Origin of the sequence: Rhizobium sp. L1K21 (assembly GCF_024055895.1) — a bacterium.
GTDB lineage: Bacteria > Pseudomonadota > Alphaproteobacteria > Rhizobiales > Rhizobiaceae > Ensifer_A.
Genome location: NZ_JAMXLE010000001.1, coordinates 1273720 through 1287532 on the forward strand (window position 1 = coordinate 1273720; position 13813 = coordinate 1287532).

The 13813-nt window shown below is 58.1% G+C and carries 11 protein-coding genes and 1 riboswitch; of the genes, 10 read left to right on the forward strand and 1 reads right to left on the reverse strand.

The annotated features are described in order from the left end of the window. Positions 1–353 precede the first annotated feature (353 nt). The 6 genes from NHF56_RS06060 to cobO all read left to right on the forward strand — a co-directional run bounded on the left by NHF56_RS06060 (position 354) and on the right by cobO (position 8810). A complete protein-coding gene (locus NHF56_RS06060) occupies positions 354–1808 on the forward strand; it encodes a cobyric acid synthase (protein ID WP_252802515.1) in 1455 nt (484 codons plus the stop codon). Between the two features lie 23 nt (positions 1809–1831). Further along, a riboswitch (cobalamin riboswitch) is annotated at positions 1832–2182 on the forward strand. Positions 2183–2247: 65 nt separating this feature from the next. Continuing rightward, positions 2248–2760 (forward strand): bifunctional adenosylcobinamide kinase/adenosylcobinamide-phosphate guanylyltransferase, encoded by a 513-nt coding sequence (cobU, locus tag NHF56_RS06065; RefSeq protein WP_252802517.1) that lies wholly within the window; start codon positions 2248–2250, stop codon positions 2758–2760. A gap of 4 nt (positions 2761–2764) precedes the next feature. Beyond that, positions 2765–3814, forward strand: a complete 1050-nt coding sequence (gene cobW, locus NHF56_RS06070; protein ID WP_252802520.1) for a cobalamin biosynthesis protein CobW — start codon at positions 2765–2767, stop codon at positions 3812–3814. Between the two features lie 37 nt (positions 3815–3851). Beyond that, complete coding sequence (gene cobN, locus NHF56_RS06075) at positions 3852–7712, forward strand: cobaltochelatase subunit CobN (RefSeq protein ID WP_252802522.1); 3861 nt, start codon at positions 3852–3854, stop codon at positions 7710–7712. A 19-nt stretch (positions 7713–7731) separates the two neighbouring features. Beyond that, the gene (locus NHF56_RS06080) at positions 7732–8187 is read left to right on the forward strand and encodes a GNAT family N-acetyltransferase (protein ID WP_252802523.1); all 456 of its coding nucleotides are present in this window, start codon (positions 7732–7734) and stop codon (positions 8185–8187) included. Continuing rightward, complete coding sequence (gene cobO / locus NHF56_RS06085) at positions 8184–8810, forward strand: cob(I)yrinic acid a,c-diamide adenosyltransferase (RefSeq protein ID WP_252802524.1); 627 nt, start codon at positions 8184–8186, stop codon at positions 8808–8810. The genes NHF56_RS06080 and cobO overlap by 4 nt, the downstream gene beginning before the upstream one ends. Positions 8811–8849: 39 nt before the next feature. Here the strand turns inward: cobO and NHF56_RS06090 are convergent, their stop codons facing one another. Next, complete coding sequence (locus NHF56_RS06090) at positions 8850–9635, reverse strand: TSUP family transporter (protein ID WP_252802525.1); 786 nt, start codon at positions 9633–9635, stop codon at positions 8850–8852. Between the two features lie 297 nt (positions 9636–9932). On the opposite strand from NHF56_RS06090, the gene NHF56_RS06095 reads away from it, so the two are divergent. From NHF56_RS06095 to cobI, 4 genes are read left to right on the forward strand one after another with little or no spacing between them, the layout of a single operon-like run. After that, positions 9933–11225, forward strand: coding sequence for a sirohydrochlorin chelatase (locus NHF56_RS06095; RefSeq protein ID WP_252802526.1), 1293 nt, complete (start codon positions 9933–9935; stop codon positions 11223–11225). A 1-nt stretch (position 11226) separates the two neighbouring features. Further along, a complete protein-coding gene (locus NHF56_RS06100) occupies positions 11227–11868 on the forward strand; it encodes a precorrin-8X methylmutase (RefSeq protein ID WP_252802527.1) in 642 nt (213 codons plus the stop codon). Continuing rightward, a complete protein-coding gene (gene cbiE / locus NHF56_RS06105; protein WP_252802528.1) occupies positions 11861–13084 on the forward strand; it encodes a precorrin-6y C5,15-methyltransferase (decarboxylating) subunit CbiE in 1224 nt (407 codons plus the stop codon). The genes NHF56_RS06100 and cbiE overlap by 8 nt, the downstream gene beginning before the upstream one ends. Continuing rightward, entirely contained in the window at positions 13081–13812 is a 732-nt protein-coding gene (cobI, locus tag NHF56_RS06110) for a precorrin-2 C(20)-methyltransferase (protein WP_252802530.1), read from the forward strand. Before cbiE ends, cobI begins: the two co-directional genes overlap by 4 nt. The last annotated feature ends 1 nt before the right edge of the window (position 13813 follow it).

Sequence of the window (13813 nt, forward strand, 5' to 3'; positions counted from 1 at the left end):
ATCAAGTCACTGAAGGAATCTTTAAATGATTGCAATTGCGAATTTGGGTGCGTTGCTCCGGGCGATGCCGCACTGCAGAAAAAAATCGCGCGTTTACCCAAAAAAATCGCGTTTTCATTCTTCCTTAAGGTCTCAATAACCTCCCGGTAAGAATGTGTCGCTAATAGTAGTCCTCGCAGCGGGACAAACGCTGCCGACTTCCGGATCAGGTACTGCGTACCGGAAGATTGCGTGCTTCGGATCAGCGTATTTTCGACCGGAGTAGCCTGCGTTTTGGCAGACCGTGCAGCTTTGTTTGGCTGGCACGGTTTTCGCGCTTTCTAAAATGATTTCCCGATGATAACCAACCTTGCATGACAAAGACGATCATGTTGCAGGGAACCGGTTCTGATGTCGGCAAGACGGTGCTGGTGGCTGCCCTTTGCCGTATCGCTGCCAATCGCGGTCTCAAGGTTCGGCCCTTCAAACCACAGAACATGTCCAACAATGCCGCGGTCTCCGATGATGGCGGCGAGATCGGGCGGGCGCAGTGGCTGCAGGCGATGGCCTGCCGCGTGCCATCGTCCGTGCACATGAACCCGGTTCTATTGAAGCCGCAGACGGACAATGGCAGTCAGATCATCGTGCAGGGCCGGGTTTACGGTCAGGCAAAGGGTAAGGATTATCAGCGACTTAAGCCTGAGCTTCTTCAATTCGTCCTCGAAAGTTTCGAGGGCTTGAAGACGGACGCCGATCTGGTGGTTGTCGAAGGCGCGGGCTCACCGGCCGAAATCAACCTGCGCGCCGGCGATATAGCGAATATGGGCTTTGCGACGGCAGCTGACGTGCCTGTGGTTCTGGTGGGGGACATTGACCGCGGCGGCGTGATCGCGTCGCTCGTCGGCACGCATACGATCCTTCCTGACGAAGATCGCCAGATGGTGACCGGTTACATCATCAACAAGTTTCGCGGCGATGTTTCGCTGTTTGATGACGGTATTCGCCAGATTGAAGCTTTTACCGGCTGGAACTGTTTTGGCGTCGTACCGTGGTTAAAGGCAGCATCGCGTCTGCCGGCGGAGGATTCCGTGGTGCTGGAGCGGCTTGTCTCGAAAGGCAAGGCGGCGCTCAAGGTCGCGGTGCCCATGCTGCCGCGTATAGCCAATTTCGACGATCTCGATCCGCTTTCTGCTGAAGAGCAGGTGGAGCTAGAATTCGTCAAACCGGGCATGCCATTGCCTGCGGATGCGGGATTGGTTGTCATACCGGGTTCGAAGTCCACCATCGGGGACTTGAAGGCGCTGAGAGCCAATGGCTGGGATCGCGATCTTCAGGCCCATATGCGGCGCGGTGGGCGTGTGATTGGCATTTGCGGCGGTTATCAGATGCTGGGGCGGCGCGTAACTGATCCTTTGGGGCTTGAGGGCGAGGATCGCGACATCGAGGGGCTTGGTCTACTTGATATTGAAACCGAGATGGCGCGGGAGAAAACCGTGCGCAATTCGGTAGCGCGCTCGCTTCAATATGATGTGGCCCTGGAGGGGTATGAGATTCATCTTGGCGACACACGCGGTGCCGATTGCGCGCGGCCCTTTGCATTGATCGACAATCGTCCTGACGGAGCGATCTCACCTGATGGCCGGGTGATGGGGACGTATCTGCATGGTCTTTTCACCTCGGATGCCTACCGCGCAGCGCTGCTGGCCGATTTCGGCATTCAAGGCGGCGGTCAGTCCTATCGACAGGGCGTTGAGACGGCGCTGGATGAGGTCGCGACAGAACTTGAGGCGGTCTTGGACAAGGACTGGCTTTCAAGATTGATGGATTGACTTTGGCCGGTCGCAATGCCTATCTCTTTTGTCATGTGAATGGTTCCCGGCGGCTGATGGCCAACGGGATGAAAAGGGAATGCGACGGGCGTATCCATCAGGACGCTTAAATCGCAGCCGACCCCGCGACTGTAGAGTGGTGAGGACGGCCCGGCAGCTGGCTGGAAAAGAGATTTTCGCATGGTGCGGAAACCGGCCAACTGAAAAGCCACTGGCATGGTGCAGGGATCAGCAGGGGTTGGACGCCTCAATATCTACGAATCGTCCGCCTTTTCTCAAGCACCGTTGATGCCGGGAAGGTGAGGGCTGTCCGCTGGTCTTTTGAAAGACCGGATCCGCGAGCCAGGAGACCTGCCATTCGATTTTTGTTTTTGCGCTTGGCGAACACGGAGGTTGTTTTGGCGCGGGTTGAAGACAACTCCAGTTCTGGAGCCGGACGATGAGCCGCGTCACCCTCGTTTTGGGTGGCGCGCGGTCCGGCAAGTCCGCGTTTGCGGAACAGCTTGCCGTGCAATCCGGTCAGGCGCTTCATTATATTGCCACAGGCCAGGCCTGGGATGATGAAATGCGCGAGCGCATTGCCACCCACCGTCAGCGCCGTGGTGGGCTCTGGACAACGCACGAAGCGCCTGTCGAGCTTTCTGCGGCAATTGCCTCTCTCGACAATGCCAACAACACGATCCTGGTGGACTGCCTCACGCTTTGGGTCACCAACCTTATGATGGGTGAGAGCGATATGGATGCGGCTTTCGAAGCGCTTCTCAATCAGCTCAGCGGCGTTCGTGCGCATATTATTTTCGTTTCCAACGAAGTCGGGATGGGGATCGTGCCGGAAAATGCCATGGCGCGGCAGTTTCGCGATCTCGCCGGTTCACTCCACCAAAAAATCGCAGCGCAAGCCGAGGCGGTCTACCTCGTCGCCGCAGGCCTGCCGCTCAAGTTGAAGGGATAACAACATGCAGAAAATACCGGCTACGGTGATTACCGGCTTTCTCGGCGCGGGCAAGACAACGATGATCCGCAACTTGCTTGCCAATGCAAATGGCAAGAAGATCGCGCTGATCATCAACGAGTTCGGCGACCTGGGCGTCGATGGCGAAGTGTTGAAGGGCTGCGGGGCGGAAAACTGCACCGAGGACGATATTATCGAGCTGAACAATGGCTGTATCTGCTGCACGGTTGCCGATGATTTCATCCCCACGATGGAGCGCCTTCTGGAGCGTGAAAACCGGCCCGATCATATCGTCATCGAAACATCCGGCCTGGCGCTGCCCCAGCCGCTGGTTGCAGCCTTCAACTGGCCGGGCATCAAGACGCAGGTGACCGTTGATGGTGTGGTGACGGTGGTTGATAGCGCAGCTGTTGCCGCTGGTCGGTTTGCTGACGATCATGATGCGCTTGATGCGCAACGTGCCGCAGACGAAGAATTGGATCACGAGAGCCCGCTGGAAGAGCTCTTCGAAGACCAGCTGACGGCTGCCGACCTCATCATTCTCAATAAGGCCGATCTTCTCGACGAGAACGCGCTCTCCGGTGTTCGCAATACCGTTGCCAATGCCATTTCGCGTAAGCCGAAAATGGTGGAATCGCGCGGCGGCGACGTTCCAGCCTCGGTTCTTTTAGGTCTGGGGGTTGGCACGGAAGATGATATCGCCAACCGCAAATCGCATCATGAGCTTGAGCATGAGAATGGTGAAGCGCACGACCATGATCATGACGAATTCGAGAGCTTTGTCGTGGACTACGGCCCGGTTGCCGATCCGGCCGCGTTTGCAGACAGCCTGAAAGCGATCATCGACGAACATGACATTTTGCGCCTGAAAGGTTTTGCCGATGTGCCGGGCAAGCCCATGCGGCTTGTCATTCAGGCTGTTGGCAGCCGCATAGAGACGTATTTTGACCGACCTTGGGGTGCCAATGAAGTGCGTTCCACAAAGCTGGTTGTCATCGGCCTGCACGACGAGATGGATGATGTGGCAGTGCAGGCTGCGATCAAAGCCATTTGATTGACCGAATGGCAGGCGGTAAGCCGGGAGAAGACCATTGCACCTTCTGATGGCGCAAAAGGGAACGATTGCCGATGGCGGCGAGGCCGTGGACCTCGGCCAGTCGCCGGGCGATATTGTCTTTCTCTCAGCTGCCGATACGGAACTGTCTGCCATTGCTGCTGCGGCCAAGGGGCGCGAGGGTGCCTCACTCAGGCTTGCGAGCCTGATGAGCCTGCGTCATCCGATGTCGGTCGATACCTATGTCGAACGGACGCTCAAGCATGCGAAGCTCATCGTCGTGCGCGCGCTCGGCGGTGTCGGCTATTTCCAGTATCTTCTTGAAGCATTCCATGCGGCAGCGCAGAAAAACGGCCTGCAGATTGCCGTTTTGCCGGGCGATGACAAGCCCGATCCGCCGCTTGCCGACTATTCCACCGTCAGCGAAGCGGACCGCCAAGCGCTCTGGTCCTATCTGATCGAGGGCGGCGCGGCAAATGCCGGGCTGTTTCTCGATTATTGCGACGCATTGCTTGTCGAGACCGAAAAGCCTGCGCCCGCGCAGCCGCTTTTGAAGGCCGGAATCTGGTGGCCGGGCAGGGGTGTGATTGGTGTCGATGAGTGGCAGGGTCTTCTGTCTTCTCCCCTTGGGGAGAAGGTGCCCGAAGGGCGGATGAGGGGTTCTCAGGCAAGCGCAGTGGGAACCCCTCATCGCCTCGATTTGCTCGGCACTTCTCCCCAGGGGGAGAAGACCGGTTTGGCAGCCATCTGCTTCTACCGCGCGCTGGTTCAATCCGGCGCTACCGCACCTGTGCAGGCACTTATCGAGGCGCTTGAAGAGCGTGGCATTCGTGCTCTGCCGATATTCGTTTCCAGCCTCAAGGATCAGGTGTCGCAAGACACCGTGCGGCATGTTTTCGGCAAGGTTTCGCCCGATGTGGTGATCAATGCGACGGGCTTTGCGGTTTCGCCGCCGGGCGAAACGTACCAGCCGGGCGTATTGGATGAAGGTGGTGCATTGGTGCTGCAGGCTGTCTTTTCCTCATCGTCAAGGGAAGTGTGGGAAGGATCAACACAGGGGCTTTCTGCGCGCGATCTTGCCATGCATGTGGCACTGCCGGAGACAGATGGCCGGGTGATGACGCGTGCGGTCTCCTTCAAATCCGCTGCCGTTTATGACGAGCAGGTCGAAGCCAATATCGTTGCACTTCAGCCTGAAAAAGACCGGATTGCACATGTGGCCGAACTTGCTGCCAGATGGGCGTGGCTGCGGGCAAAAGCGGTGGGCGAACGCAATGTCGCGCTGGTGCTGGCCAACTATCCGAACCGAGACGGCAGGCTTGGAAACGGCGTCGGTCTTGATACACCGGCAGGCACGGTGGAAGTGCTGAAAGCGATGAAGGCGGCGGGCTACTCGGTAGGTGAAATTCCTGCAGACGGCGATGCCTTGATGGACTGGCTGATGGCCGGGCCGACCAATGCCGGTAATGACGGGCGCGAAATTCGCGAAACGCTTTCATTGAGTCATTACAAGGATTTCTTCGCGCGTCTTCCCAAAAGGATTCAAGATGAGGTGACGGGCAAATGGGGTTCGCCTGAGGATGATCCCTATTTCCGGGATGGGGCGTTTGCGCTGCCGCTTTCGACGATTGGAGAGGTTGCTATCGGCATCCAGCCTGCGCGCGGCTACAATATCGACCCGAAAGAAACTTACCATTCGCCGGACCTTGTGCCGCCACATGGCTATTTTGCCTTTTATGCCTGGCTGCGTGAGCAGTTCAATGCGGATGCCATCGTCCACATGGGCAAACATGGCAATCTGGAATGGTTGCCGGGCAAGGCGCTGGCGCTTTCGCAAGCCTGCTATCCGGAGGCCGTGTTTGGTGCGGTGCCGCAGCTTTATCCGTTCATCGTCAATGATCCCGGCGAGGGTACGCAGGCGAAACGCCGCACCTCCGCCGTCATCATTGATCACCTGACGCCGCCTCTGACGCGCGCGGAAAGTTACGGACCACTCAAGGATCTCGAAGCGCTGGTGGATGAATATTATCAGGCTGCCGGTGGGGATCCGCGGCGCTTGAAGCTCTTGTCGAAGAAGATACTGGAGCTGGTTGCCGACATTGGCCTCGACCATGACGCCGGCATTGAGAAATCCGACAATGAAGATGCCGCCCTGCAAAAACTGGACGCCTTGCTTTGCGATCTGAAGGAAATGCAGATCCGCGATGGCCTGCATGTGTTCGGTGTCGCGCCCGAGGGGCGGTTGCTGACCGATCTGTGCGTGGCGCTGGCGCGTGTGCCACGCTGGTTGGGCGAGGGCGGAAGTGCAAGCCTTCAGCGCGCCATTGCGCGCGATGTCTTTCAGCGTGCCGCACAACAGTGGAGCGTGGAATTCGATCCGCTCAATTGCGCGATGGCGGAGGTGTGGGCCGGTCCGAAGCCGCAAATGTTGTTGTCTGTTTCAAGTGATCCATGGCGCACAGCCGGTGATACGGTGGAGCGGATTGAGCTTTTGGCAGCGGCGCTGGTTGCCGGTGAAGCCGAATGTCCGGAAGGCTGGGGGCAGACACAGGCCGTGCTTTCAGAAATCGAAAGCCGCCTAAAGCCGAATGTAATTCAATCCGGCGCATGTGAAATTGAAGGGCTGCTGCGCGGTCTTTCCGGTCGCTTTGTCGCGCCGGGGCCCTCCGGTGCGCCAACGCGGGGGCGGCCTGATGTGTTGCCCACGGGGCGGAATTTTTACTCCGTAGACTGCCGTGCGGTGCCGACGCAGACGGCCTGGGAGCTTGGGCGAAAGTCAGCCGAACTTCTGGTGACGCGCTATGTGCAGGATCATGGCGATTGGCCGAAATCCTTCGCGCTGACTGCCTGGGGCACCTCCAATATGCGCACCGGCGGCGATGATATTGCCCAGGCTTTGGCCTTGATCGGTGCCAAGCCGGTCTGGGATTCGGCCTCGCTTCGGGTCACGGGCTACGAAATCGTGCCTGTGGCGAGCCTTGGGCGACCCCGCGTCGATCTCACCTTGCGCATTTCCGGCTTTTTCCGTGATGCCTTTCCCGATCAGATCGCGCTTTTCGATAAGGCGGTGCGCGCTGTGGGTGCGTTGGACGAAGAGGAAAGTGACAACCCCATTGCCGCGCGTATGCGCGCAGAGCAGTCCAGGCTGATCTTGGCGGGCGACGATGAGGCGGAGGCTGCACGCAAGGCAGGTTTTCGCGTCTTCGGCTCCAAGCCGGGGGCCTATGGTGCCGGCCTTCAGGCACTGATTGACGAAAAGGGCTGGGAGGATGCAGCCGATCTGGCCGAAAGCTATCTCGTCTGGGGTTCCTACGCCTATGGTGCGGGCGAAGAAGGGCGCGCTGAACGCGGGCTTTTCGAAACACGGCTCAAATCCGTCGAGGCCGTCATCCAGAACCAGGATAACCGCGAACACGATCTTCTCGACAGCGACGATTATTACCAGTTCGAAGGTGGTATGACGACGGCTGTGGAGCACCTGAAGGGCGAACGACCCGCTATCTATCACAACGACCATTCGCGGCCCGAGCGCCCGGTGATCCGTTCGCTGGAAGAGGAGATTTCGCGCGTCGTTCGCGGACGGGTGGTCAACCCGAAATGGATCGCCGGTGTCATGCGGCATGGCTATAAAGGTGCGTTCGAAATCACCGCGACGGTTGATTATATGTTTGCTTTTTCGGCAACCACCGGGGCTGTGCGAAGCCATCATTTCGAGGCCGCCTATCAGGCTTTCATCGCTGATGATGCGGTGCGTGAATTCATGGCGGACAAGAATGCGCCTGCGCTGAAAGAACTGGCAGAGCGCTTCATGGAGGCGGCTGATCGCGGCCTTTGGGAGCCGCGCTCGAATTCTGCCCGTTTCACGCTGGAGGACATTTCAAGGCCGGCCCGGACATAATCTTTGGAGAGGAGAAACGATGGGACAAGCAACAAATGACATCGTGATCACGTCCGTCAGCACTGAACCGGACGCGTTTGTCAAGGAAACAATCAAGCTGCTGGACGAAGCTTCGAAGGCGGTGGGACAGTCATTCCAAGACGAGCCGGTGAACTTTCGGGCGACCGACGGGGATGGAAATTTCGCGGGTGGTCTTTCCGGCGAGGTTCTGCAAGGCTGGCTATATATTCGGTTTCTGGCTGTCCGCCCGGATTTGCGCAGTTCCGGCATCGGTGCCAAGTTGCTGGAGAAGGCGCATGAACTTGCCAAATCGCGCCGTCTTGCGGGCGTCTATGTCGATACATTCGATTTTCAGGCACCCAAATTCTATCTGCGGGAAGGCTTTACCGAAATAGGCAGGCTTCCGTCCGTTAATGGCCTGCCGCAGCGCATTTGGTTTGTGAAAGTGAACGAAGACGCGGGGAGCGACAGATGAGCGAAAACACAGAAACAGGTAACGACGACGCCCGCCACGCGGCCAAAATGGCCAAGAAAAAAGCCGCGCGCGACAAGATCATGTCGACCAAGACCGATGAAAAGGGCCTGATCATCGTCCATACCGGCAAGGGCAAGGGCAAATCGACCGCAGCCTTCGGCATGATTTTCCGCCACATCGCCTATGGTATGCCCTGTGCCGTCGTGCAGTTCATCAAGGGCGGTATGGAAACGGGCGAGCGTGATCTCATCATGTCCCACTTCTCCGACATTTGCGAATTCCATACGATGGGCGAGGGCTTTACCTGGGAAACGCAGGACCGTTCGCGCGATGTGGCTGCCGCGCAGGCCGCCTGGGAAAAGGCCAAGGAGCTGATCGCATCCGGCGAAAAGTCCATGGTTTTGCTCGATGAAATCAATATTGCGATCCGCTACGACTATATCGATGTCAATGAGGTTGTGGATTTCCTGAAAGTGCAAAAGCCGGACATGACCCATGTCATCCTGACGGGGCGAAACGCCAAGGATGAAATCATCGAAATCGCCGATCTGGTGACGGAAATGGAACTGGTGAAACATCCTTTCCGCTCCGGCATCAAGGCGCAGAAGGGTGTTGAGTTTTAAACCACGGCTGCGAGGGCGTTTGCCAGCTCGAGCCTCGTTTCAAACACCCAGCCACATCCGCATTGGACCTGCCGGATCGCTCAACAGCTTCAGCGCCAGTGCGATGCAGGTGATGACCAGAAGCGGCTTGATGATTTTTGCGCCGTTTCTCATGGCCAGCCGTGAACCTGCCTGTGCGCCGAGGAATTGCGCAACGCCCATCATCAGGCCGATTTTCCAGAGGATGACGCCGTAAAAGGAAAACACGGCGAAAGCGCCGATGTTGGAGGCGAAGTTCAAAAGCTTCGTATGCGCGGTCGCCTTCAAAATGCCGAAGCCTGCCATGGTGACGAAGGCAAGCATGAAGAATGAGCCGGTGCCGGGGCCAAAAATCCCGTCATAAAAGCCGATCAGCGGCACGAAGGTGAGGCCGAACAGAAATGGTGTCATGCGGGCTGCGCGCGCGTCGTCATTCAGGTTTGGCTTGAGCGCGAAATAAAGCGCCACGGCAATGAGGATGACGGGCAGGGCGACCTTCAGCCACGCGCCCGGTACGTAGGCGGCAGCAAGCGCGCCAAGTGCTGATCCGCCGCAGGAAAATGCGGCCATCCAAAGCTGGTCTTTCAGGTTCACATGACCTTTGCGGGCATAGGCAAGCGTTGCCGATCCGGAGCCGAAAAGACCCTGCAATTTGTTGGTTCCAAGTGCTTCCAGCGGCGGAATTCCGGCAATCAGGAAGGCCGGAATGGTGATCAGCCCACCGCCGCCAGCAATGGAATCAACGAAGCCTGCGAGAAATGCTGCTGCAACGAGCAACAGGACGATATGGAGCGCGAGTTCGTGCAATGACGTTGCCTTTGAAATAACCTCAGCGGCTATTGCATCGGGTATTGAAAAACGCAAGTACAAAGGCTTGGCGCAATCGGTGTGTTTCGTGACGCAATCCGGTTTGACCCCTTGGCTCGCATCAGCTAACACCGAAGAGCAAAATGTACGACGGTGCCCCGTTGCGGGAGCTGAGCGAAATCTGGTGCGGCTGACCCAAAGAGGGGCCTTATCCGGAACTGTCGGGACAGCTTTGGTGCATGGCTTTTTAAGGCGTGCTCGACGCTTCGTGCATTCGGGAATGAAGCGGAGGCCAAAATGGCAGAAAAACTTGGAATCATGGTTTGCGGTCACGGAAGCCGCAATCAGAATGCAGCGCGCGAATTTTCGTCCATTGCCGAAGAGCTGCGCAAGCGCTACCCCGATCTTCCCGTTGAATACGGTTATCTTGAATTCTGCAATCCCGTGCTTAGCCATGGTCTGGACACGCTGAAAGCGGCAGGTGTGACGCGCATTCTGGCTGTGCCAGGCATGCTGTTTGCTGCCGGTCATGCCAAGAATGACATTCCTTCGGTTCTCAATACCTGGGCGGCACAAAATCCGGGCGTGACCGTCAATTACGGCCGCGAACTCGGGATCGATCTGAAGATGATCCGTGCTGCGGGCGACCGGATCCAGGAGGCGGTGGATGCCGCCAATGCCGAGCATGGCGAACTTTCTCTTCACGACACCATGCTGATGGTTGTGGGCCGTGGTGCGTCTGACCCCGATGCGAATTCGAATGTCGCCAAGGTCATGCGCATGCTCTGGGAAGGCATGGGGTTCGGCTGGGGCGAAACCTGCTATTCCGGCGTGACGTTTCCGCTCGTCGAGCCGGGTCTGACGCATGCCGCGCGCCTCGGTTACAAGCGCATTATCGTTTTCCCGTATTTCCTGTTCACCGGCGTGCTGGTGAAGCGCATTTATTCCGCCACAGACGAGGTGGCGGCCCGCCATCCGGATATCCAGTTCATAAAGGCGCCTTACCTCAACGATCACCCGCTGGTGCTTGATACATTTCAGGATCGCGTTTCGGAGATCCTTGAAGGCCAGGCGCTGATGAATTGCCAGATGTGCAAATACCGTGAGCAGGTTCTGGGCTTTGAGGATTCCGTCGGCATGCCGCAGGAAAGCCATCACCACCACGTGGAGGGCATCGGCGGTGGTCTGGAAAACTGTCCCTGCGGCGGCGATTGCGATGCGTCCTGCCGGGATGAGGATTTCTGCAAGAAGCACGGTCTGCCTTGGACGCCGGTTCACAGCCATGCCGAACCTGCGCCACTGGAACCCGCCTTTGATTATTCAGTCTCGATCACGCTTGGCGGCAAATATGCCAAGCTGGAAAATGTCGTGGCTGAAGAACTGAGCGAAGCGGACTACCAGCGCGACGAGCATGTGCACGGGCCGAACTGCGGATGCGGTCACGACGATGCGCATGACCATCACCATGATCACGGCCATCATCACGGTCATGGGCATGATCACGGCCATTCGCACGACCATGATCATCATCATCCGCCCTATCCGCATGCCGATCACCCGCTGGGGCCGAAGAGCCTGAAGAAGCCGTAACGTGAGCGCGGAATTCGACTATATCCGCGATCCTGCGGACATTTACCGGCAGTCCTTTGCGACCATCCGCGAAGAGGTGGATTTGTCGAATCTTTCCAAGGGAATGGAAGCTGTTTTTGTCAGATTGATTCATGCCTGCGGCATGGTCGATCTGATGCAGGATATAGCCTATTCGGAAGGTGCTTATGAGGCGGGGACGGAGGCTCTGCGCAGCGGCGCGCCCGTTTTCGTCGATGTGGAAATGGTGGCGCATGGCATTATCCGCCGCCTGCTGCCAGCCGGAAACGAGGTCATCTGCATGTTGAATGACACGCGGGTCCGCCCGCATGCTGCTGAGATCGGAAATACGCGCTCGGCAGCCCAGGTTGATTTCTGGAATGACCGGCTGGAGGGTGCGGTGGTTGCGATTGGCAATGCGCCGACAGCACTTTTCCGGTTGCTGGAAAATATCGCTGCCGGTGGCCCCAAGCCTGCGCTGATTCTTGGTTTCCCGGTTGGGTTTGTCGGTGCGGCGGAATCAAAGGAACTGCTGATCAGAAGCCGGACGGTCCCCTATATTGCAGTTCGCGGGCGGCGTGGCGGCTCGGCGATGGCGGCTGCAGCGGTGAATGCGCTTGGTGGAGGATTGGGCGCCAATGTCTGAAGAAAAGCCGGAACCATGGCTCACGATTATCGGCATTGGCGATAACGGTCTTTCCAGCCTTTCACCGTCGGCGCTTTCGCTGATCTGGCAGGCCGATACGATTGTCGTTTCCGAGCGGCTCGATACGGTGCTGGAAGGCATGCCGCCGAAAACCGTGCTCAATTGGGCAGAAGGCTTTCATGATGTTCTGGAAAAAGTGATTGCCCTTCGCGGGCGTCCCACCACGGTGCTGGCGACCGGCGATCCGATGCATTTCGGCATAGGCGCGACCCTGCGCCGTCATTTTGAAGCTGACGAGATGCGGATCATTCCGTCTCCATCGGCATTTTCTCTGGCCGCAAGCCGGCTCGGCTGGCCGTTGCAGGATGTCGACCAGATTTCGCTGCATGGGCGGTCTGTCGAAACGCTCGTGCGCTATCTTCAGCCAACAGCTCGTATTATTGCGCTGACCTCCGATGCCTCCACCATTCGCGAGGCTGCAGAATTGATACAGGCCCACGGTTTCAGCGGCTCGCATATTCATGTTCTCGAGCATATGGGGGGCGAGGCAGAGCGCAGCGGCCAATATACGGTCGAGGATATTCTCGAAGGCGAACACGACTTTTCCGATTTCAACACGATCGGCATTCGCTGCATCCGTGCACCGCATTTCCATCCGCTGATTGCCGGGTTGGACGACGATGCTTTCGAGCATGATGGCCAGCTGACGAAGAAGGAAGTTCGCGCGGTTACGCTCAGCCATCTGCGGCCTTACCGGAACGCGCTGCTATGGGATATTGGCGCAGGCTGTGGGTCGATTGCCATTGAGTGGATGCGGACCGGTGGGCGGGCTGTGGCTGTGGAAGCTGAAAGCCCGCGCGTCGAAATGATCCGCAACAATGCCGCGCGCCTCGGTGTGCCTGCCTTGCAGGTGGTGGAGGGTCGAGCGCCTGCCGCCCTGGACGGATTGAAGCGGCCGGATGCGGTCTTCATCGGCGGCGGCATGAGCGGCGAGGGTGTGTTTGAAGCCTGCTGGGAGGCCTTGAAGCCCGGCGGCAGAATGGTTGCCAACGCCGTGACGGTTGAGGGCGAGATGGCGCTTGCCTCGCTTCACGCTCAATTGGGCGGTGATCTGGTACGTATCGCCGTCTCGCGCGCGGAGCCGGTTGGTCGGTTCTCCGGTTGGAAGCCGCTGATGCCGGTGACCATCTGGTCTGTCGAAAAGGGTTGGGAATGAGCGGCAAACTTTATGGCCTCGGCCTTGGCCCTGGCGACCCTGAATTGGTCACGTTGAAGGCGCACCGCATTTTGACGTCTGTGCCGGTGATTGCCTATCCTGCACCCGATACGGGGCCGAGCTTTGCGCGTGAAATCGCCAGTCAATGGATCACCTCCGCCCAGCTTGAAATCGCCATGGTCATGCCCATGCGGGTGGAGCGCTATCCGGCGAAGGAAATCTATGACCAATCGGCCGAAGAGATTGCCCGGCATTTGCAGGCTGGCAGCGATGTCGCCGTGCTCTGCGAAGGCGATCCCTTCTTTTATGGCTCCTTCATGTATGTTTTTGAACGCCTGGCCGGTCGTTTTGAGATTGAAATCGTGCCGGGCGTCTCCTCCATCATGGCCGGTGCTGCCGCATTGAAACGCCCTATGACCTCGCGCAACGATGTGCTCGCCGTTATTCCCGGTCCGGTGGATACTGAAACGATGCGGGCGCGCATTGATGCAGCCGGTGCCGTTGCGATCATGAAAGTCGGGCGTCATTTTGCCCGTATCCGTGATCTGATTGCGGACATGGGGCTTATGGAAAGCGCCGGTTATCTCGAACGCATCAGCCTCGACAATGAGCGCATCATGCCGCTGAAGGCTGTGGCAGACGATGCTGCGCCTTATTTCTCGCTGATCCTGATCTACAAAGGGCAGGAGGACTGGATTGCCAGCCTGCCGATTGAAACGAAAGCATAAG